The organism is Roseibium aggregatum (assembly GCF_014692675.1).
In the GTDB taxonomy this organism is placed as follows: Bacteria; Pseudomonadota; Alphaproteobacteria; order Rhizobiales; family Stappiaceae; genus Roseibium; species Roseibium aggregatum_C.
The window spans coordinates 121927-144488 of record NZ_JABFCZ010000002.1; the positions used below are offsets into that span (position 1 = coordinate 121927).

The window sequence follows — 22562 nt, forward strand, 5'->3', positions numbered from 1 at the left end:
GGTCAATTAATTTTGACAGTCATTTGGTCGCATTCTTCAGGTTTGAAATTATGGTCCGGGGAGGGAGGCGAGGTAAACGCAAATACCGGTGTTAAGGCAGGGCTTGGCGCCACACACAAACCGTCACCCCGGCCTTGAGCCGGGGCCTAATCCACGTCGCCGCGACTTTGGATGTTGGAAAGAGGCAGGAAAAGGTGTCTACCCCACGGTGGTCATCCCGGCCGTAGCGAAGCGGAGAGCCGGGACCCAGTATTCCGTGAGGCCGGTTGTTTGAACCGTGAGGGCACGGGTTACTGGGTCCCCGATCGCGCTGAGCTTGTAGGGGATGACAAGCGGGGAGTGGCTAAGCTGTGCCTGAAGCTTGGCTTTACTGTGCCCGGGGGAACAGGTTCTCGATCTCGCCGAGATCCGTTTCCTGTCCGAGGACGTCAAGCGCCGGTTTCCACGCTTTATCCTCGCTGACCGGCGCATTCAGCATGGCGAGCGCCCGGTCGGCGGAGGTGGGGATCACCTGGCGCAGGGCCTCGAACACCAGTCGGAGACAATCCAGGGTCACATAGATCACCGTCCGGCAGCGTTCTTCCGTCTCCGGGTTCTTGATCAGCTCCCACGGGGCCTGTTCCGCGAAATAGGTGTTCATGTCGTCGCAGACCGTGATCACCTTTTGCAGGTTATGCGGAATGTCGGGCAGGTCGATCCAGGCGCCGAAACCCTTGACCGCTTCCGCGACGGCGGCGCGGATGGCCTCGTCTTCCGCCGACAGCGGACCGGCGGCCGGCACCTTGCCGTCGAAGCGGCTCTTGGAGAACTTCGCAGCACGCGACAAGAGGTTGCCGATCTTGTTGCCAAGCTCGCTGTTGTAGGTCTGCTTGATGAAGTCGACCGAGATCTGGCTGTCGCTGTCTGAACGCATGTGGCGGGCGAGATACCAGCGCAGCGCGTCGGCGCCGAGCGTATCGACGATTTCGATCGGGTCGACCACGTTGCCGATCGACTTCGACATCTTGACGCCGCCGGCCCCCACCCAGTGGCTGTGCACCGACAGCTTCTTCGGCAGGGGGATGCCCGCCGCCATCAGCATGATCGGCCAGTAGACGCCATGGGGCTTCAGGATGTCCTTGCCGATCAGATGTTCGCAGGTCGCCCACCAGTCGGCGTAGCCTTCGTCCGGCCAGCCGACGTTGGTCAGGTAGTTGGCGAGCGCATCGAACCAGACATAGGTGACGAAATCCGGGTCGAACGGCAGGTCCACACCCAGGGTCACACGGGTCTTGGGCCGGGAGATGCACAGATCCTCCAGCGGCTCGGCCAGCATCTGCTTCAGCTCGTTGCGGAAGGCCTGGGGCTGAACGAAGTCCGGATTGTCGGCAATGTGCTGCAACAGGCGTTCCCGGAACGGCTCCATCTTGAGGAAGTAGTTGGTCTCATCCGTCTGTTCGACCTTCATGGTCGGGTGCAGCGGACACTGGCCGTCCTCGGTGAGGTCGGACTCCCGCTTGAATTCCTCGCAGCCCTTGCAGTAGGTGCCGGTGTACTGCTTCTTGACGATCAGATCCTTGTCGAAAATCGTCTGCTCCATGCCGGCAACCGCGGTCTTGTGACCCTCGCGGCTGGTGCGGACGAAATAGTCGTAACTCACGTCGAGCATATCGAACACGGCGCGGAATTCCTTGCCGCGCATGTCCAGGTAGTCCTTGATCTCCATGCCGAGATCGGCAGCGGCTTCCTGGTTTTTCTGGCCGTGCTCGTCAACGCCGGTGGAGAGCAGGAGCTCGTATCCGATCGCCACGCGATTGCGCTTCAGGATGTCTGCCATCACGGAGGTGAAAGCATGTCCGATATGGGGCGACCCGTTGACGTAATAGATCGGAGTTGTGATGTAACTTTTCATCGGTTGCTTTCATTCTGGAGCGGCCGGAACCGCCAGCCCCGGGGACTGGCGTCAGAAACGGTCCAACGCGTTCGAAACGACTGGTCCCGCGGTATATTTCATACTCGCGAAGCGAAGAAAAGCCCCGCCGCCGGGAATTCCGGAGAGGGAGCCGTTTCCGCTATCCGGCCTGTATCAGGAGTGGTTGTCCTATAGATGGGAATGAAAGGGTCTTAGGAAAAGTGGGGCGGTTGCGACAGCAAAAAGCCCTCCGGAATCGATGAGGGCACGGGCGCGTGTTCGGCGCCCGTGCCCCCTGCAGAAAGTTGCGGTTGTCAGTCGACAGAGCCTTTACCTGCGTTTTCGTCGTCATCACCGGAACCCGGCGTCACGTCCAGAATACGGGCGCGCATGGTGATCGTTACCGCATCGGCGGTGCAATCCTTCATGCACGGCTCCTTCTTCTCTGCATAGACCGGCTCGTCATAGCGGTCGTCGGCAATGAAGTTTTCTTCGTTCGGCAGGTGAATGTCGGTGAAGTTCTTGTCCGACAGCTCGAAGTCCTCGTCATCGACCAGATCGTTCAGGTAGAGCAGGTAGGCCGTGATTGCATAGACGTCGTCATTGGACAGCGAGCGGGCGTTGCCGAAGGGCATGGCGCGGCGGACGTAGTCGTAAACGGTCGACAGATACGGCCAGTAGGAGCCGATGGTCTTGACCGGCCGATCCGCCTTCAAGGTGCCCTGACCGCCGGCCAGAACCGGCCAACGGCCGACGCCCTCGCCGAAGTCGCCGTGGCAGACGGCGCAGTTGTCCGTAAACAGCACTTCGCCCTCGGCAACCGTGCCGGAGCCTTTCGGCAGACCCGTTCCGTCCGGACGGACGTCGATGTCCCAGGCTGCGATTTCGTCCGGTGTCGCCACGCGGCCGATGCCGTAGACACCGCCTTCATGGGTGCCAGCAACCGGAGACGCAGCCGGAGTTTCCGCAGGAGCTGCGTCCGCGGCAGCCACTTCCGTGCCCTTGTCTTCCGCGGGAGCCGCGGATTCCTTGGCCGGGGCCGGAGCCGCCGCCGAGAAGGTTGCCAGATAGGCCAGGACGTTTTCAATGTCCTTTTCCTTCTTCAGGCCGGCAAAGGCCATCTTGGTGCCCTTGACCATGTCCTTCGGCTTGGTCAGGTAGGTGGCGAGGGTTTCCTCGTTCCAGACCAGGCCGCCGGCGCCGGCGTCCTTCATGCCGTTGGAATACTTGTAGTCTTCCAGGCTGCCGGCGGTGCGGCCGAACAGGTCGTTCAGCTCGGGACCGACCTTGTGCTTCGCGCCTTCGCCGACCGCATGGCAGGCGGCGCATTTCTTGAAGACTTTCTCACCCTTGTCCGCATCGCCGGAAGCGTGCGCGGGGGAGAGGGCGAGGGGCGAAAGGAGGGTCGCCGTCAGGGCAAGGGTTTTAAGAAACTTCGACATTTTCAACCGTCCCGTCTGCTTTGACATGCCAGGTCTGGATGCCGTTGTTGTGGTAGATCGAGTTCTCACCGCGTTCGGCACGCAGTTCGTTCTTGGTCGGCTGGTAGTATCCATGCTCGTCCATCGCCCGTGACTGGAGCAGAAGCGGGGATCCGTCCCAGTTGATGTCGAGATAGAAACGGTGCATCGACTTGGACAGGCTCGGGCCGTCGATACGGGCGGTCGTCCAGTTGCGGCCGCCGTCGATGGAGACATCGACGCGCTTGACCTTGCCGTTGCCGGACCAGGCGACGCCGGTGATGACCAACGGGCCCTTGCCGTGGGTGATCGGCGCCTGTGGGCTCGGAGAGGTGATCACCGACTTCGGGTCCATGACCCAGGTGAAGCGGCGCGCCTTGCCGTTGGCGAGAAGGTCCGTGTACTTCGAGGTTTCTTCGCGCTGCTGCCACGGTTCGTCACCGACTTCCAGGCGGCGGAGCCACTTGACCCACATGTTGCCTTCCCAGCCCGGAACGACGAGGCGCAGCGGATAGCCCTGTTCCGGACGCAGTGCTTCGCCGTTCATCTTGAAGGCGACAAGGCAGTCTTCCAGAGCCTTTTCCATCGGAATGGAGCGGGTCATCGCGGCGGCGTCAGCCCCTTCGGCGAGAACCCACTTGCCGTTGGTCTTGATGCCGGCTTCTTCGAGCAGCGTCTTGAGCGGGATGCCGGTGTACATGACGTTGTGGATCATGCCGTGAGTGTACTGGCAGCCGTTCAGCTGGGATCCGCGCCATTCCATGCCGGAGTTGGCGGCGCATTCGAGGAAGTAGACGTGGTTCTGGCGCGGGAAGCGCTTCAGGTCTTCCATGGTGAACACGAGCGGCGTGTCGACCAGGCCGTTGATCATCAGCCGGTGATCGGCCGGGTTGATCTGCGCCGCGCCACCGTGATGGCGCTCGAAACAGATCCCGTTCGGCGTGATGATGCCGTCAAGTTCATGGAGCGGGGTGAAGTTGATCGAGGAGACCGGATCTGCGGTTAGCCACTCGACGTTGCGGCGAACGACATTTGCCTCGAACTCGGACGGCTTGCCGTAGGGCGCAGCGTCGACGCCGTCGCCGAGATAGCGGTTCCAGTCCTGGATTTCGGTAATGACGGGGTCGCCGGCGGCCTGGGCCGGAATGGTCAATGCGCCAGCGGCAACGGCGGCGCCGCCGGTTGTCAGGCCGGCTTTCAACAGCGACCGACGGTTCATGTTGGGCCCCCGATCCGAAGCCGGATCTTGCAAGGGGTTTCCCGTAACCTTGGTGTCACTCATCTTATTTCCTCGGGTTAAGGGCAGTTTTCCAGTCAATGGAATGAGCGGGGTGGTGGTGCGCTGTGGGGAGAGACACAGCGCACCGTTCAGCCGGCAAGCTTGACGGACTGGTTGTCCGGCAGCTTGACAACGGGGTTCTTGGACAGGTGGTTCTCGACGACATCCCAGATCGCAGGACCTTCGGTGCCTTCGTTGACGGAGGCCCAGCCGGCGACCACGTAATCCTTGGCGGGGTCGATGGCCTCGCCGGTTGCGAGCAGGGTCATGTTGGAAATGCGCTCGCCGATCTCCTTGTTCGGGTCGATCGTGTAGCCCATGCCGCCGACGCGGACCATGTCGCCGCCCTGCTGGTAATAGGGATCCTTGTTGAACAGGTTGTCGCCGACGTCCTCCAGGATGTCCTTGATCGTCTGGCCGCTCATGGACGAGCGGTAGGCGGCCGGATAGGTCATCGCACAGGCGTTGTGGAGATCCTCAACGGTGATGTCCTGACCCGGAAGCACGCTCGTCCCCCAGCGGAAGCCGGGCGACAGGGCGATCTGGGCGTCGCGTTCCTCAAGCAGCGCCTGACAGATCAGGTCGTCGAAGGTGCCGTTGAAGTTGCCGCGCCGGTAGAGCAGGTCCTCGGTGGTGCCGATCTTGCGGGCGAGCTCGTCGGCGAAGGGCGCACGGACCTCGTCGATCAGGGCGGCGATTTCCGCATCGGGCGTGATCACGTCGGAGAAGACCGGGATCAGCCGGTACTTGTAGCCGGCGACCTTGCCGTCCTTCACGTCCAGGTCGAGGCGGGACACGAACTTGCCGTTGGAACCGGATGCGATCACCAGCGTGTTGTTGACGATCACGGGTTCGGGCAGAGCATCGTGGGTATGGCCCGTGAGGATGACATCGATGCCGTCGACGCGCGAGGCGAGCTTGCGGTCCACATCGAAGCCGTTGTGGGAGAGAAGAACAACGAGTTCGGCGCCTTCGTCGCGCGCTTCGCCGACGTGCTTGGCGATGTCTTCCTCACGGATGCCGAATGACCAGCCAGGGATCATCCAGCGGGGGTTGGCGATGGGGGTGTAGGGGAATGCCTGGCCGATAACCGCGATCTTCGTGCCGCCGCGTTCGAACATCTTCCAGGCCTCGAAGGCCGGCTCGTCCCATTCGTTGTCGTAGATGTTGGAGCCGAGGAACGGGAAGGGGAGGGCCTCGATGGCTTCCTTTACCCGGTCCGTGCCGTAGGTGAATTCCCAGTGGCCGGTCATGGCGTCCGGCTCCAGCGCGTTCATGACCGTAATCATGTCCTCGCCGAGGGTCTTGTTGGAGGTGTAGCTGCCCTGCCAGGTGTCTCCGCCATCGAGCAGAAGCATGTTGTCGCCGCGCTCGGAGCGGATGCGCTTGATGATGGTCGCGACCCGGTCCATGCCGCCCATCTTGCCGTAGGATTTCGCCAGCGAGACGAAGTCCTCGGACGTGAGCGCATAGGCGTCCGGAGAGCCCGGGGCAATGTTGTAGAGCTTCAGGAAATCGGCGCCGGTCACATGGGGCGGTTTGCCCTTGACGTCGCCGATACCGAGGTTGATGGACGGCTCGCGGAAATACAGCGGCTTGAGCTGGGCGTGAATGTCGGTGATGTGCACCAGCGTTACGTTGCCGGTCGGTTCCATCGACAGGAGAGCGTCTTCGCTCAAGCCCTGCTGGGCCATCAGCTTCGACCAGCTGCCCGCCATGCCTGAGCCGAGAAGGGCGCTTGTGGCGGTTGCCGCCATGAGGAACTCACGTCTTGAAAACATACACGTCTCCAGGTCTTGGCTTCCAGCTACGCGGGAGCCGCTTCCTTCGGTTTGACCGGACAAGGTTCGCCCGTTGGCACACAAAGGATGTGCACCGGAGGGAGCCGTTGCCGATGATTGTTGTTTTGGTGGGGCGGAACCGTCCGTCCCGTTTTTTTTCAAGCGCGGCGGCAATGCCGCCGCGCTGTCGGACGTCTCAGGCGCCCGGTTTCGTCTTTAGTTGCGGACCGCCGGTGTTTCGACCGAAAGGCCCTGGCCGCGCCAGGCGACATACAGTTCAAGAGCGGTGAACTCGTCCGAACCGCGCTTGAACGGTTCTGCCCGGATATTGTCCATGCAGCCCTTGAAGCGGCGGTGGATCGAACCGAGACCCGACCACTTGAACCGGTAGGTCGGGAAGCCGTTGATCTGCCCCTGGCTGAGGTGGTCGGCACGGATCATGGTGCCCTGGTTGTCCTCATGACACTGGGCGCAGGCCAAATCGAGCTGTCCGTAGCGGGTATAGTACATCTTCTTACCCTTTTCGAACCACTCCTTGGCCGGGCCGTCAATCGACACATTGACCGGCATGCCGCGCGACTGAAGCCCGATATAGGCCGTCATGCCGAGCATTTCCTGGCTTTCCCACTTCCACGGCTTGGCGCCCTGGTGTTCCTCGCGGGACAGGTTGATGTAATCCTCGAGTGTGAACAGGGTGTTCTTTTCCTTGTTCCACTTGGGCATGCTGGCGCGGACGCCCTTCATGCTTTCCGAGGCATCACCATGGCACGAGGCGCAGGATTTTCCGGTCGACCCGTCTGCGGTGTTCCAGAGTTCCTCACCGTAATCGACGAGCGGGAAACCCGGGTTTTCGAAGTCGTCGGTTTCCAGGGCCTGGGTTTCCTCGGAACGGAAGGTCCAGCCGGAACGTACCGGATCAAGCGGATTGCCTTCCTGAGGTGCCACTTCCGTGGTCAGCTCTTCCCCGTCGATGACAAGCTTCACGCCTTCTTCGGCGAAAGCCGGAGCGGTCATTACCACCGCTGTCATTCCGGCCCCGAACAGGGCTGCCGACAAAACATTTATTTTCATTATCTTGGCCAAATCGTCTCCTCCCGATTTGAGTGAAATGCGGGCAGGTCCGGTGAAACGGCGCCCGCATCAGCCATTATTATTCGACCGTGAGCTTGTTCTCGGTGGAATAGGTGCTGCCGTCGTCGTCCAGCCAGGTGAACTTGAACGTGCCGCTGTCTTCCACTTTGGCATTGAACTCGAGGTACGGGTTGGCCGAAACGGCCGGTTCCAGATCGCAGGAAAAGACCACCTGACCGTTGTATTCGCAGGTGAACTTGTTGATGATCTGGCGCGGAATGACCTCGCCTTTTTTGTCCTTGCGCTGGCCGGATTCCATCGGGTGGCTGATCAGCGTCTTGATGGTAATCACTTCGCCCTTTGAGGCCTTTTTCGGGACCTTAACGCGCGGTTTCGGAGCTGCCATGATGCGTTCCTTGCTTATTTGATTTCTTCTAGACTAGCCGCTGTTTCCGGATTAACCGCCGCAGCCGCCGATGGTGACCTTGACTTCCTTCTTGTCCATGAAGGTGGAACCGTCGCTCATCTTGGCGATTGCGATCACGTTCTGGGTCTTGGCAAGGCGGATACGGGTCTTGGCTTCCGCGATGCCGCTCATGGCGGTGAAGTGGAAGGTGGCGACGCCGGGGGCCGGGTTGCCGTCGGCCAGGATCATGACAGATTCGACATAGTTGTCGGCAGTCATCGGGCTTTCGACGGAGACGCCGACGGGAACGGTGTTACCGTTTTCAGCGATTTCCGGGGTGTCGAGAGAGACTTTGCCGCTGGCCGGCGTTGCGCCGCCGGTGAAGGCCTTGATTGCAGCTTCGGTTTCTTCGGCTGCGGCAAAGGCGATCCGCGGGGCGAGGGTCAGGAAGGCGGCTGCGCCTGCAGTCAGGCCAAGTGCCTCGCGTCTGGTTAGGGTCATCCCTTTCTCCTTGGGTGCTTGGGTTATTGTTCTTTGAGGGTCGTCAGGTAGGCGACGACGTCTTCCACTTCCTGAGCGGTCAGAATCGTCTTGCCGACGAATTTCTCGGCGACGCGGTCGCCCACATGCATGGTGTAGAAACCGGGCATGATGGTCTGTTCACCGAGGACCTGCTTTGAATTTACGACGATCGCGCGCAGCTGCTCGGGAGTCCAACGGTCGGCAACGCCGTCCAGGGTCGGACCGACTTCGCCGTGAAACAGTTGTTCGCTCATTTCGCTGTTGGCGTGGCAGGCAAGGCAATTGCCCTTCTTGCGGTTTGCGAAAGTTTCGCGGCCGGCTTTCGGATCTCCCGGCTGGCCGGTCAGGGATTCGGCGACGGTCATGTCGACGAATTTCACATCGTCCGGCGCGACAGGCGCGGCGACAGCGCTTCCCGCCAGTACAAGCGATGCAGCGGCGATTGAATATATGAAGCCCTTGGTCATATGTCGGCTTTCCTCCTCAGTGCAGTCCGGTTTGTCCGGAACGTGCGCCCGGGATGCTTCATACATCCCCGGCGATCCTCATTCAACAAAAGATATGATTTTTTGCATGTGTTGCCAATAGGCGATTTCACGCATTGGTCATATCTGCGGTTTTCCGGTGCAGATCCTAGTCTGAACCGATGCGTCCCTCCTCTCTTAACTGATTGATTATACGGGCATGATACTTCTGGAAGTGTTCATCGCCCTCGTAACCTTTTTCGTTCACCCAGCGGAACATATTCAGGAAAGTCCACTTGCCGAAGGCCCCCGGCATGGTCGCCACGGCGGCCTGTGCGACCGTTTTTCCTTCCGGAACGGAATCGGGAAGAAACACGATCGTGGGGGTGAAAACGTAGCCCCATTTGCGTGCCGCGCTCTTTTCCGTCAGCACTTCGCCGTCCAGGTCGGTGACTTCCTCGTCGCCGAACATGTTGTACTGAACGACCATGAAGTGCTCCTTGATGAAGTCGCGGACTTCCGGGTCTGTGAGCAGCTTCTCGTGCATGGCCTTGCAGTAGATGCAGCCGCGCTGCTCGAAAATGATCGCCAGACGCTTGCCTTCCGCATTGGCGGCCTGGATGTCTTCGGCGATATCGCGGAACGTGATGGTGAACCACGGTTCCTTGTGCAGCCCGTCTTCGCCCATGGTCACGGCGCCTGCCTGGCCAATGGATGCCGGGCCGGCGAAGGCGAGGGTGACAAGCGCAACCCGGAACAGAGTGGTCTTAATGAACCTAAGCATGATGTCCTCCCAAGATGGACCTGAAGCCCGCTATCCCACTTGCGAGAAGGCGGGGAAGGTTTCCAATAACCAATAAGATATTTCCGACATCTTTCCGGTGATGAAGAGAATGCCGGTCAGTATGAGAAAACCGCCCATGATCTTTTCGACGGTTCCCATGTGCTTGCGGAAACGGCCTGCCCAGCCAAGGAACTGGCTGGCGAAGGCGGCTGCCAGAATGAACGGCAGTCCGATGCCGAGCGCATAGACGAGCAGGAGCAGGCTGCCCTGGGCCGGATTGGTTGTCCCCGCCATGAACAGGATCGCCGCCAGAACCGGACCGACGCAAGGCGTCCAGCCGAAGGCGAAGGCAAGGCCGATGATATAGGCGCCGACCAGGCCGGCCGGCTTGCGCTGTACCTGGACGCGGGCCTCGCGGAACAGAAGGCCGATGCGGAAAACCCCAAGGAAATGCAGACCCATGACAATGATGATGGCGCCGGCAACGATCGCCAGGGTGTCGAAGTACTGGGCGATGGTCTGGCCGATGACGCTTGCCGTCGCCCCAAGGGCCACGAACACGGTGGCAAAGCCGAGCACGAAGGCTATGGATGAAAAAATGATTCTGCGGCTCGTCGCCGTCGTCGCCGCTTCGCCCTTCAGTTCTTCCACGCTGACACCAGCGAGATAGCACAGATAAGGCGGGACAATCGGCAGGACGCAAGGTGAAACGAATGACAGAAGACCGGCCAGAAAGGCCGCGCCAACCGATATGTCCAGCATTTGTATTTCCTCCCAGCGGACGTTATCTGATCACCGTCCCTTGATTTCAAAGTATTCAAAACTCCATATATATTGCAATCGGGAATCTCAATAGATGCGCAGAAACTCATGAGGTAGTGGCGTGCGAGCTTTTTTATTCGGAGCCCTTGCCCTTCTTGCGGGCTCCATCGTGCCGGTCGGTGCCTGGTCCGCGGAACTGATCATGATCGAGGAACCGGGGTGCCCCTGGTGCCGGGCCTGGAACGAGCAAATCGGAGTTGCCTATCCGAAAACCGAGGAGGGAAGGCGGGCGCCGCTCAGGCGCGTGGACCTGACCGAACCATGGCCGGAAGACCTGAAAGACATCCGTCCGGAGCGGGTGACCCCTACCTTCATCCTGGTGGATGCGGGCAAGGAAATCGCACGCTTGCGCGGCTATCCGGGCGAGAACTTCTTCTGGCCGCTTTTGGATGAGATGCTGGACAAGTTGGATTCTAGGCAGAAATAACGAAGAAAAACGGCGCTGCGTCACTTTTGTTTGTTGGCAAAGTGGTGTAAGGGCTATATGCCTTTTGACTAATCAATCGTTCATGAAAGTAATGTGCGATTGGTTCAGTTGCAGGCGACATCGAAACGGTGACGGACATGAACCTTCCGATCCTTAAAAAAGGGGCAGACCCGGCAGAGTTCGACGAATTGTTCGAACAGGCGCGCAAGGCGAGCGACCTTTTGAAGGCGCTGTCCCACGAGGTGCGTCTCCTGATCCTGTGCCTTTTGTCCGAAGGTGAGAAGTCGGTTTCCGAACTGGAAGAGATCCTGACCATGCCGCAGGCGGCCGTGTCGCAGCAACTCGCGCGGCTCAGGATGGAAGGGCTTGTGACGTCGCGGCGCGACGGACGATTGATCTATTACACCATCCGGGACGACGAGGTGAGCAGCATCATTTCCGCGCTCTATGATCTCTTCTGTACCGATGTGCGGCCGCCGAAGGCGGAAGGGGCGCCGGCCTGACGGGGCAAAATCCCGATAAGGCAAGGGTTTATGCGTTGCGTTGCAGCATGGCCAATGATTGCGGCAACTCTTCCGCGTTGGTAAAAGAGCTTTGACTGCCGGATATCTACCGATCGGCGGAATTGGACGCGTACCTGCCTTGAAAAATACTCGAAGGCACGCGCAGCAACCCGGGCACTCTCAATGACCGAATTCGAACCGCTGCTATTACTCCCTCTTCTGGGGCTTGGGGCCGGCGCGGTTCTCGGTTTTGTCGCGCGATGGAACCACTTTTGCACCCTGTCTTCGCTCGAACGGCTCTGGTACGCCGGCGACAGCAGCGGCGTCAGGACCTGGGCGCTGGCGTCGCTGACGGCGCTGATTGCCACGCAGTTGCTGGTCGCGGCGGATCTCGCCTCGCTTGAGGAATCCTTTTACCTGAATTCCCGCTTCGGCTGGACCGGGGCGATTTTCGGCGGTGTCATGTTCGGGATCGGCATGGCGCTGGTCGGGACATGCGGTTTCGGTGCCGTGGTGCGCCTTGGCGGCGGCAGTCTGCGGGCCTTCGTGGTGCTGATCGTCATCGGCCTGACGGCGCTTGCGACCCAGCGCGGACTGATCGGCCAGGCGCGGGTCCATGTGGTCGACAATCTGGCCGTCGACCTCCGCTTCGCCGGGGACCAGTCCATCGGCAGCCTCCTGTCTTATGTCCTGGGCTTCGACGTGCGCAGGCCGCTCGTCATTCTGGTTGGCGCCGCGGGGCTGCTTTGGGTTTTTTCCCAGAAAAGCTACCGCCGTCAGGGACCGCAGATCCTGACCGGTCTCCTGATCGGCCTCGCGATCGCCTTCGGGTGGTGGGCGACGAGCCATGTGGCCAAGACCGCCTTCCACCCGGTGCAGATCGAGTCCGGGTCCTTCGTCGTCCCGGTCGGCGACACGATCATGCAGTTCATCACCTACACCAATTCCCTGCCGGATTACGGCGTCGGCCTGATCTGCGGCACCCTGGTGGGGGCCGTCCTGGCCGCCCTCTGGCGGCGCGATATCCGCTGGGAGGCTTGCGATGACGCGCGCGAGCTCAGCCGTCACATCCTGGGGGCGGCGCTGATGGGCGTGGGCGGTGTCATCGCCATGGGCTGTACGGTGGGGCAGGGCATCTCGGCCTTTTCCACCATGGCCATTTCGGCGCCGATCGTGCTGCTGTCGATTGCCTTCGGTGCGCGTCTGGGCCTCGCCTGGCTGTTTGAAGGCTCGTTCCTGGCGGCATTCCAGCGCAATCATAGCGGGCACGACGACAGATCGCGCCAGGCGGCGGAATAAGCAGGGCATAACCCCTCACTCCCGTCATCCTCTGAAAGGAAGAGACGGAAGCGAGGTGGCGAAACTGCCTGATTACCCCTGAAACTGGCCCGGCTTAGCCCGCCGCTACGAAGCGGTAGGCGGTGCCGTTGCGCTCGGCAACGCCCTGGCCCGGATGGGGCAGGTGGTAGCCGATGATCTTCGTCCGGTCGGTGGCAAGGCGGTCGAGCAGGGCGGTGCGGGTTTTCACGCCCTTGTCCGGGTCCTGATCCGTTCCCGAGTGCCAGGTCGGCTTTTCGAAGGAAATGACCGAGTTGGAGATGGCGTCGCCCACGACCAGCAGGCTGTCGCCGCCGCCATGCAGCATGTAGGACGTGTGGCCGGGCGTATGGCCGGAGGTGTCGATTGCCTCCACGCCGGGCAGCACTTCCATGCCGGGCGTGATCATGTTGACCTGGTCCTTGATCGCCTCGAAGCGGGACTGGGCGCCGACGACGAAGGTCTTGCGCTCTTCAGGGGTGTTGGCGAGCGTGTCGTCGGCAAGCCAGTAATCCCATTCGGCCTGCGGTACCCAGTACTGGGCATCGGCAAACAGCGGTTCGTCGAAGTCGTCGAGGACGCCCCAAAGATGATCGGGGTGGCCGTGGGTGAAGATCACGTCTGTCACGTCGGCGGGACCGATCCCCGCAGCCTCCAGGGCGGACAGCAGTTCGCCCGCCGTCGGCTGGAAATTGGCGCCAGAGCCGACATCGAACAGCGCCAGGCGGTCGCCTGTGCGCAGCATCGTGACGTTACAGTCCGGCGTCAGTGCGTCGGTGGCCATGCCATGCGGCGTCAGAAGGTCCGCGACTTCTTCCTTGGTCTGATCCGGCAGGACGAAGCCCATCGGCAGGGTCAGGTGTCCGTCCGAGAGTACCTGGACTTCCATGTCGCCAAGCGCAATCGGGCCGCTTGCTGCAAAGGACGGTTTAAGGCCGGCGCCGGCAAGGGTCAGGAACGCGGCGCCCCCGGCAAGCATTTCGCGGCGTGATAGGGCTGGATTAAGGAACTTGGGCATACATTCCTCCACATATGCATTTTTTCGAATTTATCGGACTTTCCTTGAGGAACGTCAATGCGTACTTCTTTCAAAGGACTTTGATGGTGTCGGCACAGGCGCACACAATGGCAGTCGCCTGACGAATAACTAAGGACGTGGAGATGGATCTTACATTCTTTCTGGATCGGTTTTCCGAACCCTGGATCCTGACGGCAGGCGGGTTGACGGTGGGCGTGATTTTCGGTGCCTTCGCCCAGCAGAGCCGATTCTGTCTGCGTGCGGCGGCGCTGGATTTTGTCCACGGCATTTTCGGTGTCCGGCTTTCCGTCTGGCTGATGACGTTTTCGGCTGCGGTTCTTGGAACCCAGATCCTGGTCGCCCTCGGAGAAGTGCAGGCCAACGAGGCGCGTCAGCTGGCCTCGCCGCAAAGCCTGAGCGGTGCGGCGATCGGCGGTCTTTTGTTCGGGGCAGGCATGATTCTCGCGCGCGGATGCGCCAGCCGGCTTCTGGTTCTGTCGGCGACGGGGAACCTGCGGGCCCTGTTGTCCGGTCTGGTGTTTGCGGTCATGGCACAGGCCAGCCTGCGCGGTATCCTGACACCGGTGAGGGAATGGATCGCAGGGTGGTGGACGACCGCGGACATCGGCGGCAACAATCTGATGGAATTCCTGTCCATGTCCTTCACGATCACCATCCTCCTGTCCCTGATGTGGCTGGCGGCGGGGATCTTCTTTGCGTTTCGGAGCCGTGCGCCGCTCTGGCAGATGATCGCGGCCCTGATCACCGGATTGACCATTCCGCTTGCCTGGTGGTTCACATCTTCCATGGCCCTGCAGGCCTTCGATCCGGTGCTGATCGAAGCGGTGACGTTTACCGGCCCGTCGGCCGATGCGCTGATGCTGTTCCTGTCTCCTCCCGGATCGACCCTCGATTTCAATGTCGGCGTGGTGCCGGGCGTGTTCCTGGGATCATTCGTTGCGGCCTTGCTGGCACGGGAATTGGCCTTGCAGGGGTTCGAGGGCGGAAAATCCATGGCCCGGTACATGACCGGAGCAGCCATGATGGGCTTCGGCGGCATGCTCGCCGGCGGCTGCGCCGTCGGCGCCGGCGTGACAGGAGCCTCGATCGTCGCCCTGACCGCCTGGATCACGCTGACGTGCATCTGGTTTTCCGCCATGGTGACCGACAGGCTGATCGAGGCTCAGCCGAAAAAGACGGCGGAACAGAGGATCGTGCCGGAAGAGGACATGGTTCAGGAAACCGCCCTTCAGCCGGTTCCGGTTTCAAGGGGGTGAGGGAGGTTCGGCCCTACCGGTATTTCTCGATAAACGCGTCGATGGAAAGGGCGCGGAAGTCCGGCAGCCGGTCTTTCAGCGTCGCATGATCCCAGTCCCACCAGGCGATCTCCTGAAGCGCGTCGGCCTGGGCCTCGGCGAAGCGGCGCTTGATCGGCCTGGCGGCGACGCCGCCGACGATGGTGTAGGGCGGCACGTCCTTCGAGACGACCGCGCCGGCCGCCAGGATGGCCCCGGTTCCCACCGTCACGCCTGCCAGCACCGTCACGCCGTGACCGATCCAGACATCATGGCCGATGGTCACCCAGTCCTTCTTGCGCCATTCGAAGAAGTCGGCATCGTCTCCGCCGAGATCGTAAGCCGCCGCGCGGTACGTGAAATGGTGCTGGGAGGCGCGCCAGGTCGGATGATTGCCGGGATTGAGGCGGACGCTGCGGGCTATGGAGCAGAACTTGCCGATGGTGGTCCAGACCACATCGCCGTTCTGGACGATATAGGAATAGTCGTCCATCGCGCTCTGTCGCATTTCCGTAAAGGCGCCGACTTCCGTCCACACACCGAGATCGCAGTCAATAACGACCGCCTGTTCGTGAATGGACGGTGCAGAGGACAGGGCGGGTTTGTCGGTGGGCGATTTCATGAAGGGAGACGTCCTGGTTCAAGAGCGGTGCCGGGACTTCCCATATATATTTTCCGACCGTCAATGTACGACAGTTCGGTGACGGTTCGATGAATTTTTGAAGAATTCGCCGAGAAGAAGAAGGCGCTCCAATTTATTAGGCTGTTGCCTGAACAGGTAAAATCCGCCGAGCCGTCAAAGTTTTACACGTTTTTGAAGTTCGAATGCCTTTTAATGCAGCATCGTCGCTTCTGAATCGGCCTGCAGCGGCGTGAAGACTGTCATTTGCCTGTAATACTCTCGTGGCTCTTGTCCGTGAAATACGAAACAACACGGACAGGGCTGCCGGGTGATTCAGTTTGAACAGGTGACCAAGACCTTCGGGACGCGAACCGCCGTCGACAAGGTCAGTTTCTCGATCGACAAGCCGCAGATGATCGGCGTGATCGGCCGGTCGGGGGCAGGCAAGTCGACCCTTTTGCGCATGATCAACCGGCTGACGCCGGCAACGTCGGGACGGATCCTTTTCAAGGGAGAGGACATCCTGAGCCTGAGGGGCGCCACCATGCGCCGCTGGCAGCGCGACTGCGCCATGGTGTTCCAGCAGTTCAATCTCGTTCCCCGGCTCGATGTGGTGACCAATGTCATGCTTGGCCGCCTCAACGGCCACGGCACCTTCAAGAGCCTGTTCAACATCTTCGGTTCGAGCGAAGTGAATACGGCACTTGCCGCCCTTGACCGTCTGGGCATCGTCCAGGAAGCGCAGAAACGTGCGGAAGAACTTTCCGGCGGTCAGCAGCAGCGCGTCGCCATTGCCCGGGCACTGATGCAGGACCCCTACATGGTTCTGGCCGATGAGCCGATCGCCTCGCTCGATCCGATGAACGCGAAGATCGTGATGGATGCGCTGCGCGAGATCCATGAACGGGACAACAAGATCGTGCTGTGCAACCTGCATACGCTCGATACGGCCCGGACCTATTGCGACCGGGTGATCGGCATGCGCGACGGCCAGATGGTGTTCGACGGCCCGCCGGAAGACCTGACCACCGACGTGGCGCGCGAAATCTACGGAGCGGATGAAAGTTTCAACGAGGCGGCGACGTCGACGGCCATTGATGGGGCCGCCATCAAGGGGGCCCAAGACGGGGGGGCGGCGTCCGCACGTTCGGAAGAACAAGTTTCCACCGGTGCGATGACGCCGGCGGCTGCAACGGCCTTTTAAGGCCGCAAGACAATCAAAGTCATCAATTCTCGAAAGCTCGTGGAGTGTCTCACATGAACGCAATCTCCAAGTTTGCGGCTCTTGCCGCAGTCAGCATGATCGCCCTGAACGCAACCGGCGCCTATGCTGCGGACAACATCTCGGAATTCCGCATCGGCATCCTCGGCGGCGAAAACGCCTCCGACCGCCTGCGCTCGAACGAGTGCCTGCGCGCCAAGACGGAAGAACTGCTCGGCGTTCCGGTCAAGCTGTTCGCCCCGGCCGACTACAACGGCGTGATCGAAGGCCTGCTCGGCGGCAACCTCGACATGGCCTGGCTCGGCGCTTCGGGCTACGCCAAGGTCTACCTGACCGATCCGGAAGCGGTTGAGCCGGTTCTGGTCAAGGTCAACAATGACGGCAGCTACGGCTACTATTCCATCGGTTTTGCCCGCGTCGACAGCGAAATCAACTCGCTCGACGACATGAAGGGCAAGGTCTTCGGCTTCGGCGATCCGAACTCCACTTCGGGCTACCTGATCCCGTCCATCGAAATCCCGAAACTCGGCTACTCCATGAAGCCGGGCGAGTATTTCTCTGACGTCAAGTTCACCGGCGGTCACGAGCAGACCATCGTTGCCGTGTTCAACGGCGACATCGACGGCGGCGTGACCTGGGCCGACGGCCTCGGCGAATGGGAAGACGGCTTCAACTCCGGCGCCCTGCGCAAGGCAACCGACGCCGGTCTCGTCGACATGACCGAGATCCATGAAATCTGGCGCTCGCCGATCATCCCGGAAGGCCCGGTCGTCCTGGCCAAGAAGCTGCCGGAAGACGTCAAGCTCAAGATGACCGGCCTGATGGCAAGCCTGGTCTCCATGGACCCGGAATGCGCCTATGGCGTGATGGCCGGTGAAGCCAAGGGCTTCGCTCCGATCACCCACAAGGCCTACGAAAGCATCGTTGCCGCCCGTAAGGCAAAGAGCAAGGAATAAGCGTTCCCGCTCAATCGCAGGCGCGGACCGGACATTCCGGTCCGCGCTTCTTCTTGCCATGAGAATATAATCTGAAGGTTTCTTGAAATGGCCGTTGCCGCCCTTGAGCAGGACATCCTGTCGATGCGCAAACGGCGCCAGCTCTATTCCCTGATCGGGGTTCTGCTGGTCGTCGCCGTTCTTGTCTCCGGCTATTCCAAGTCAAATGCGATGAATTCGGGAAGCTTCGTCCAGGGGCTGTCCAAGTTCTTCGACTATCCGGGCGAAATCGTCATCGAAGCCTGGAATGCAGGGCCCGCCTTTTTCGGTCTGGTCGTTCATTTCATGCCGTTCATGCTGGAGACCCTGAACATTGCCGCGGTCGCCACGCTGATCGGCGGCACCTTCGCCGTGGTGCTTGCCATGGCGTCGACACGCAATGTGGATTCCTACGCTCCGCTCATTCCCGTCGTCCGGCGGATGATGGACATCATGCGGGCCTTTCCCGAACTGATCATCGCGCTGTTCCTGATCTTCGTGCTGGGTTCCAGCCCGGTGCCGGCGATGATCGCGGTGGCGTTCCACACTTCCGGTGCGCTGGGCAAGCTCTTTTCCGAGGTCAACGAGAACATCGACCGCAAGCCGATCGAGGGCCTTTCCGCCTGCGGCGCAAGCTGGCTGCAGCGCATCCGTTACGCGGTGATGCCGCAGGTCGCCCCCAACTACCTGAGCTATTTCCTGCTGCGCTTTGAAATCAACGTGCGGGCCTCCGCCATTCTCGGCTTCGTCGGGGCAGGGGGGATCGGCGCCGAACTCCGCCGGACCATCGGCTGGGGTCAGGGCGCGGGTGACGAGACCGCCGCGATCTTCGTGCTCTTGTTCGCCACCATCATGATCATCGACCAGGCCTCTTCCTATCTGCGCGGGAAACTCGTCGGGTCGGGCCGGGCGCATTGAGGAGCACTGTGATGGCTATCGATACCCTGGACCACGGTTTCGACCGCGCGGAGGTTTTCGCCAGGATCCGCCGGCGCACCATTTTTACCATCGCCGCTCCGGTGATGATCCTCGCCTACCTGGTTTACACTTGGTTCGCCTTTGACATATCCGGAATTCTGGAGCGGGCCCAGCCGGAACGGGCGGCGATTCTGGCGACCGACTCCGTCGCCTACAAGGTGCATGTCACCAAGGATATCCGGCGGGGCGGCCTGGAAGTGGCCATCGAGGGCGAGCGGACCGCGACCTACGACAATGCCAATGCTCCGGATTGGGTGAAGATCGACGGCGACAACGCCGTTGTCGACCTGGGCGAGGGCTATATCGTCGATATCGCCGGCAAGACCATGAAGTTCACGGTTCCAGGCTACGGCGTGATTACCGCGACGGCCACGAAGAAGGGCGTGGAAACGCAATTGCCGCCCGGCGACGTTCCGGACTGGATCAAGGACGATCCGCGGAAGTTCGACGCCCGTCCGACGATCGACCGCCGGGTTCAGGTCACCAAGACCAAGATCGAGGTCCATAACTATTTCGGCGGGTGGGAGAATTTCTGGTTTGCCTTCAATTCGCCGCTCCACGGCAAATCCTTCGGCGACCTTGTCAGCCTTGCCATGAGCGACCAGCGCATCGATCCGGACCGGTCGAACCTGTCGTTGATCGTCCATGAGTTCCTGTCCAACCCAGACTGGCAGCACGGCGAGGTGTTCACCGCGTTGTTCGAGACCGTCATGATGGCGGTGCTCGGTACCTTGACCGCCGCCCTGGTCGGCCTGCCACTGGCCTTCATCGCGGCCCGCAACTTCACGCCTTCCTTCGTTTTGCGGTTCGGCGTACGCCGGCTGTTCGATTTCCTGCGCGGCATCGACATGCTGATCTGGTCGCTGATCTTCATCCGCGCCTTCGGTCTCGGACCGCTGACCGGTGCGCTGGCCATCGCCTTTACCGATACCGGTACGCTCGGCAAGCTTTTCTCCGAGGCGCTTGAAAACATCGACAACAAGCAGGTGGAAGGGGTCCGTGCGACGGGCGCCAGCCAGATCCAGCGCTACCGCTACGGCGTGATCCCGCAGATCCTGCCGGTGTTCGTTTCCCAGGTGCTCTACTATCTGGAATCCAACACCCGCTCGGCCACCGTGATCGGCGCGCTGGGCGCCGGTGGTATCGGCCTGATGCTGGTGGAGACCATGCGCACGTCCCGCGACTGGGAAAACACCTCCTATATCATCATCCTGACAATCCTGGTGGTCATCGTCATGGACCAGATGTCGAGCTGGCTGCGGCGCAAGCTGATCGAGGGTAAATAGCCAAAGACGTCTTTTCCTCCCGGACCCGTATTTCCCGCAGTTCCTGCGCCCTGCGCCGGTTCAAACAGGAGACTGGGCAGGAGATTGGCGCAGGGCGATGTGCTCCATCGGGCAAGCCAATCGACGCACCCAGTCGCCTGTTTCAACCGGCCCGAAGGGTCGCGTTTTGGTAGCCGCCTGCAGGTGAAAGTCGCTTGACCGTAGCGCCGGCTATGCTCTGCGCGCCTTTCACCTTCACTCGGCAAACCAAAATGCGACGCAGGGCACAGGAACTGCGGGAAATGCGGGTAAAAGACCTGTGGAACGCTGCGGCACGTGTGCCGCAGCGTTTTCTTTTGCCTCAATTCGAGCGCCGACCCGTGGCACACTGGCCCCGATTCAGTCGCGAAAGCGGAGCAGATGATGCGGTTTGAAGGTGTGCAGAGGTTTCTGGTTCCGGTTGCTTTCCTCCTGGTGTTCTTCCCAGCGTTTATGGGCGCGGGCAGCCCTGGCGCCCAGGGAGCGTCCTTCAGTTCCTGTGTCGCTGCCCTGAAGAACCAGGCCGTCAGGGCCGGTGTCAGCCCGCAAGTGGCCGAGCGGATGCTGTCGGGCGCCCGCTACGATGAAAAGGTCGTCCGCTTCTCCACCTCGCAGCCGGAATACGAAACCCCGATCTGGGACTATATGGCGTTTCTCGTCGACCCGAAGCGGATCTCCGACGGCAAGGAAAAGCTGAAGAAGCATGCCCGGACCCTGGCCGCGGTGGAAAAACGCTACGGGGTCGACAAGCATGTGGTGGTCGCCGTGTGGGGCATTGAAAGCGACTACGGCCAGTTCCGCGGCGATTTCTACACCCCGCATGCCCTGGCCAACCTGGTCTGCGCCGGCGGCCGGCGGGCGAAATATTTCAAGAATGAGCTGATCACGACCATGAAGATCGCCTCCAGGGGCGATGTGCCGGCCAAGCATTTCGAGGGGTCCTGGGCAGGTGCCTTCGGCCAGACCCAGTTCATGCCGACGACCTACGAGCGGCTGGCGGTCGATTTCGACGGCGACGGCCGCAAGGATCTGGTCACCTCCATCCCGGATGCGCTTGCCTCGACCGCGAACTTCCTGAAGAAGGCAGGATGGAATGCGGCCCTTCCGTGGGGCTACGAGGTTCGCCTGCCGTCGGGTTACAACGGCCATGTGGGCCGGAAGAAGAAGGCCTCGCTGACGAGCTGGGGCAACCGGGGCCTGACCCGCATGGACGGCCGTCCGCTCAAGGGCGGAATTGACGCGGGGCTGATCCTTCCGGCCGGCCGCAACGGGCCGGCGTTCCTGGTCACCCGCAATTTCGAAGCGCTCCGGTCCTACAACGCCTCGGATTCCTACGGCCTGGCGATTGCGCTGCTGTCGGACATCCTGTCCGGCGGCGATCCGATCAAGGCGCCGTGGCCGACCGACAATCCGGGCCTGTCGCGGGCGCAGCGGCTGGAACTGCAGAACCTCCTGAACAAAAACGGCTTTCACGTGGGCGAGGCGGATGGAAAAATCGGTCCGGTCACCCGCGAGGGCATCAAGAAGGCGGAAGCCAAATACGGCATGCCGGTGACCGGCCGCCCGGCCTGGAACATCTATCAGGCGCTGGGCGGCAAATGAGCAGGCCGTCCGGCAGAGGCTGACCGTCCGGCCGGAAAAGGGGCTTTCAGGACATTATCCGCCGGAGCTGCTCTAATCAGCGGTTGTCAAGCGCTTTGTTGCGGCGCAATATAAAGAAACGACAGTTGTCTCGGCGAGGTTGGGCAATGACTGGACGTATTCTGACTGTGGCGCAACAAAAAGGCGGTTCGGGCAAGACGACCCTGGCCGCGCACCTGGCGGTCGCCCTTTCCAAGAAGAGCAAGGGTGGCGTCGCCATTCTGGACGTCGATCCGCAAGGGTCTCTCGGCACCTGGTTCGAGGCCCGCGAGGATGCGCTCGGCGAGGAGGGGACGGGGCTGGAGTTCCGCACGGCCTCCGGCTGGGGCGCCCGGCGCGAGGCCCGATCGCTTGCCCGCTCCCATGATTACGTCATTATCGACACGCCGCCGAAGACGGATGTGGATGCCAAGCCCGCGATCGACGCGGCGGATTTCGTGATCGTGCCGATCCAGCCGACCCCGGTGGATCTTTGGGCGACATCGCAGACGATCCAGTTGGCGGCCCGGGAAGACACTCCGGCGCTTCTGGTGCTGAACCGGGTCCCGCCGCGCGCATCGCTGACAAAGGAAATGACCGACGCCATCGCGTCGTCGGGCTATGAGGCGCTGGATGCTAGGCTCGGCAACCGGACCGGCTATGCCGCCTCCATGGGCCAGGGGCACACCGTGATGGAAACGGCCCCGTCGAGCAAGGCGGCCGAGGAAGTCGCTCTCCTGCTCAAGGAACTCCTGAAGCGGCTCTAGGGTCCCAATCCTGAGTTTCGATTTGCTCTGGTCCC

At 61.3% G+C, this 22562-nt stretch carries 22 protein-coding genes; 10 read left to right on the top strand and 12 right to left on the bottom strand.

Annotated elements, in window-relative coordinates; translation table 11 throughout:
* Positions 1-367 precede the first annotated feature (367 nt).
* The 10 genes from metG to HK439_RS01795 all read right to left on the bottom strand — a co-directional run bounded on the left by metG (position 368) and on the right by HK439_RS01795 (position 10420).
* Positions 368-1891, bottom strand: coding sequence for a methionine--tRNA ligase (gene metG, locus HK439_RS01750; protein WP_190289644.1), 1524 nt, complete (start codon positions 1889-1891; stop codon positions 368-370).
* Between the two features lie 314 nt (positions 1892-2205).
* Entirely contained in the window at positions 2206-3333 is a 1128-nt protein-coding gene (locus tag HK439_RS01755) for a c-type cytochrome (RefSeq protein WP_190289645.1), read from the bottom strand.
* Positions 3317-4570 (bottom strand): sulfite dehydrogenase, encoded by a 1254-nt coding sequence (soxC, locus tag HK439_RS01760; RefSeq protein ID WP_235987518.1) that lies wholly within the window; start codon positions 4568-4570, stop codon positions 3317-3319. The genes HK439_RS01755 and soxC overlap by 17 nt, the downstream gene beginning before the upstream one ends.
* Positions 4571-4719: 149 nt before the next feature.
* Positions 4720-6411, bottom strand: a complete 1692-nt coding sequence (soxB, locus tag HK439_RS01765; RefSeq protein WP_190289647.1) for a thiosulfohydrolase SoxB — start codon at positions 6409-6411, stop codon at positions 4720-4722.
* A gap of 216 nt (positions 6412-6627) precedes the next feature.
* Positions 6628-7440: a sulfur oxidation c-type cytochrome SoxA gene (gene soxA, locus HK439_RS01770; RefSeq protein ID WP_235987519.1), complete on the bottom strand. Its 813-nt coding sequence runs from the start codon at positions 7438-7440 to the stop codon at positions 6628-6630.
* A gap of 121 nt (positions 7441-7561) precedes the next feature.
* A complete protein-coding gene (soxZ, locus tag HK439_RS01775) occupies positions 7562-7888 on the bottom strand; it encodes a thiosulfate oxidation carrier complex protein SoxZ (RefSeq protein WP_190289649.1) in 327 nt (108 codons plus the stop codon).
* A 51-nt stretch (positions 7889-7939) separates the two neighbouring features.
* Positions 7940-8389, bottom strand: coding sequence for a thiosulfate oxidation carrier protein SoxY (gene soxY, locus HK439_RS01780; RefSeq protein ID WP_190289650.1), 450 nt, complete (start codon positions 8387-8389; stop codon positions 7940-7942).
* Between the two features lie 23 nt (positions 8390-8412).
* Complete coding sequence (gene soxX, locus HK439_RS01785) at positions 8413-8877, bottom strand: sulfur oxidation c-type cytochrome SoxX (RefSeq protein WP_190289651.1); 465 nt, start codon at positions 8875-8877, stop codon at positions 8413-8415.
* 166 nt (positions 8878-9043) lie between these two features.
* The gene (locus tag HK439_RS01790) at positions 9044-9658 is read right to left on the bottom strand and encodes a SoxW family protein (RefSeq protein ID WP_190289652.1); all 615 of its coding nucleotides are present in this window, start codon (positions 9656-9658) and stop codon (positions 9044-9046) included.
* Positions 9659-9688: 30 nt separating this feature from the next.
* A complete protein-coding gene (locus HK439_RS01795; protein ID WP_190289653.1) occupies positions 9689-10420 on the bottom strand; it encodes a cytochrome c biogenesis CcdA family protein in 732 nt (243 codons plus the stop codon).
* A 121-nt stretch (positions 10421-10541) separates the two neighbouring features.
* Between HK439_RS01795 and HK439_RS01800 the strand changes: the two genes are divergently transcribed.
* From HK439_RS01800 to HK439_RS01810, 3 genes are all read left to right on the top strand, one after another.
* A complete protein-coding gene (locus tag HK439_RS01800) occupies positions 10542-10907 on the top strand; it encodes a transcriptional regulator (protein ID WP_190289654.1) in 366 nt (121 codons plus the stop codon).
* A 137-nt stretch (positions 10908-11044) separates the two neighbouring features.
* Positions 11045-11410 carry an ArsR/SmtB family transcription factor gene (locus tag HK439_RS01805; protein WP_190289655.1) on the top strand — a complete coding sequence of 122 codons (366 nt, stop codon included), beginning with the start codon at positions 11045-11047 and terminating at the stop codon, positions 11408-11410.
* Between the two features lie 183 nt (positions 11411-11593).
* On the top strand, positions 11594-12709 hold the full coding sequence (locus HK439_RS01810) for a YeeE/YedE family protein (RefSeq protein ID WP_190289656.1): 1116 nt from the start codon (positions 11594-11596) through the stop codon (positions 12707-12709).
* Positions 12710-12803: 94 nt separating this feature from the next.
* Here HK439_RS01810 and HK439_RS01815 read toward each other — a convergent pair whose 3' ends face one another.
* A complete protein-coding gene (locus tag HK439_RS01815; RefSeq protein ID WP_190289657.1) occupies positions 12804-13745 on the bottom strand; it encodes an MBL fold metallo-hydrolase in 942 nt (313 codons plus the stop codon).
* Positions 13746-13888: 143 nt separating this feature from the next.
* On the opposite strand from HK439_RS01815, the gene HK439_RS01820 reads away from it, so the two are divergent.
* Positions 13889-15022 (top strand): YeeE/YedE family protein, encoded by a 1134-nt coding sequence (locus HK439_RS01820; RefSeq protein WP_190289658.1) that lies wholly within the window; start codon positions 13889-13891, stop codon positions 15020-15022.
* Positions 15023-15035: 13 nt separating this feature from the next.
* Here HK439_RS01820 and HK439_RS01825 read toward each other — a convergent pair whose 3' ends face one another.
* Entirely contained in the window at positions 15036-15662 is a 627-nt protein-coding gene (locus HK439_RS01825; protein WP_190289659.1) for a chloramphenicol acetyltransferase, read from the bottom strand.
* Between the two features lie 328 nt (positions 15663-15990).
* Here HK439_RS01825 and phnC point away from each other — a divergent pair, with 328 nt between their 5' ends.
* The 6 genes from phnC to parA all read left to right on the top strand — a co-directional run bounded on the left by phnC (position 15991) and on the right by parA (position 22527).
* Positions 15991-16866, top strand: a complete 876-nt coding sequence (gene phnC / locus HK439_RS01830) for a phosphonate ABC transporter ATP-binding protein (RefSeq protein WP_190289660.1) — start codon at positions 15991-15993, stop codon at positions 16864-16866.
* 53 nt (positions 16867-16919) lie between these two features.
* Positions 16920-17840, top strand: a complete 921-nt coding sequence (phnD, locus tag HK439_RS01835; protein WP_190289661.1) for a phosphonate ABC transporter substrate-binding protein — start codon at positions 16920-16922, stop codon at positions 17838-17840.
* 87 nt (positions 17841-17927) lie between these two features.
* Entirely contained in the window at positions 17928-18776 is an 849-nt protein-coding gene (gene phnE / locus HK439_RS01840) for a phosphonate ABC transporter, permease protein PhnE (RefSeq protein ID WP_190289662.1), read from the top strand.
* Between the two features lie 11 nt (positions 18777-18787).
* Complete coding sequence (gene phnE, locus HK439_RS01845; RefSeq protein WP_190289663.1) at positions 18788-20122, top strand: phosphonate ABC transporter, permease protein PhnE; 1335 nt, start codon at positions 18788-18790, stop codon at positions 20120-20122.
* 471 nt (positions 20123-20593) lie between these two features.
* A complete protein-coding gene (locus HK439_RS01850) occupies positions 20594-21742 on the top strand; it encodes a lytic murein transglycosylase (protein ID WP_190289774.1) in 1149 nt (382 codons plus the stop codon).
* 146 nt (positions 21743-21888) lie between these two features.
* Positions 21889-22527: a ParA family partition ATPase gene (parA, locus tag HK439_RS01855; protein WP_190289664.1), complete on the top strand. Its 639-nt coding sequence runs from the start codon at positions 21889-21891 to the stop codon at positions 22525-22527.
* Positions 22528-22562 lie beyond the last annotated feature (35 nt).

Excerpts from the sequence above, each read along its gene's own strand:
- soxC (WP_235987518.1), bottom strand. The coding sequence starts at position 4,570 with ATGAACCGTCGGTCGCTGTTGAAAGCCGGCCTGACAACCGGCGGCGCC.
- phnE (WP_190289663.1), top strand. The coding sequence starts at position 18,788 with ATGGCTATCGATACCCTGGACCACGGTTTCGACCGCGCGGAGGTTTTC.
- HK439_RS01795 (WP_190289653.1), bottom strand. The coding sequence starts at position 10,420 with ATGCTGGACATATCGGTTGGCGCGGCCTTTCTGGCCGGTCTTCTGTCA.
- soxZ (WP_190289649.1), bottom strand. The coding sequence starts at position 7,888 with ATGGCAGCTCCGAAACCGCGCGTTAAGGTCCCGAAAAAGGCCTCAAAG.
- HK439_RS01755 (WP_190289645.1), bottom strand. The coding sequence starts at position 3,333 with ATGTCGAAGTTTCTTAAAACCCTTGCCCTGACGGCGACCCTCCTTTCG.
- soxA (WP_235987519.1), bottom strand. The coding sequence starts at position 7,440 with ATGACAGCGGTGGTAATGACCGCTCCGGCTTTCGCCGAAGAAGGCGTG.
- metG (WP_190289644.1), bottom strand. The coding sequence starts at position 1,891 with ATGAAAAGTTACATCACAACTCCGATCTATTACGTCAACGGGTCGCCC.
- phnE (WP_190289662.1), top strand. The coding sequence starts at position 17,928 with ATGGCCGTTGCCGCCCTTGAGCAGGACATCCTGTCGATGCGCAAACGG.
- HK439_RS01805 (WP_190289655.1), top strand. The coding sequence starts at position 11,045 with ATGAACCTTCCGATCCTTAAAAAAGGGGCAGACCCGGCAGAGTTCGAC.
- soxY (WP_190289650.1), bottom strand. The coding sequence starts at position 8,389 with ATGACCCTAACCAGACGCGAGGCACTTGGCCTGACTGCAGGCGCAGCC.
- HK439_RS01820 (WP_190289658.1), top strand. The coding sequence starts at position 13,889 with ATGGATCTTACATTCTTTCTGGATCGGTTTTCCGAACCCTGGATCCTG.
- phnD (WP_190289661.1), top strand. The coding sequence starts at position 16,920 with ATGAACGCAATCTCCAAGTTTGCGGCTCTTGCCGCAGTCAGCATGATC.
- HK439_RS01790 (WP_190289652.1), bottom strand. The coding sequence starts at position 9,658 with ATGCTTAGGTTCATTAAGACCACTCTGTTCCGGGTTGCGCTTGTCACC.
- soxX (WP_190289651.1), bottom strand. The coding sequence starts at position 8,877 with ATGACCAAGGGCTTCATATATTCAATCGCCGCTGCATCGCTTGTACTG.
- soxB (WP_190289647.1), bottom strand. The coding sequence starts at position 6,411 with ATGTTTTCAAGACGTGAGTTCCTCATGGCGGCAACCGCCACAAGCGCC.
- HK439_RS01850 (WP_190289774.1), top strand. The coding sequence starts at position 20,594 with ATGGGCGCGGGCAGCCCTGGCGCCCAGGGAGCGTCCTTCAGTTCCTGT.
- HK439_RS01815 (WP_190289657.1), bottom strand. The coding sequence starts at position 13,745 with ATGCCCAAGTTCCTTAATCCAGCCCTATCACGCCGCGAAATGCTTGCC.
- HK439_RS01825 (WP_190289659.1), bottom strand. The coding sequence starts at position 15,662 with ATGAAATCGCCCACCGACAAACCCGCCCTGTCCTCTGCACCGTCCATT.
- HK439_RS01810 (WP_190289656.1), top strand. The coding sequence starts at position 11,594 with ATGACCGAATTCGAACCGCTGCTATTACTCCCTCTTCTGGGGCTTGGG.
- parA (WP_190289664.1), top strand. The coding sequence starts at position 21,889 with ATGACTGGACGTATTCTGACTGTGGCGCAACAAAAAGGCGGTTCGGGC.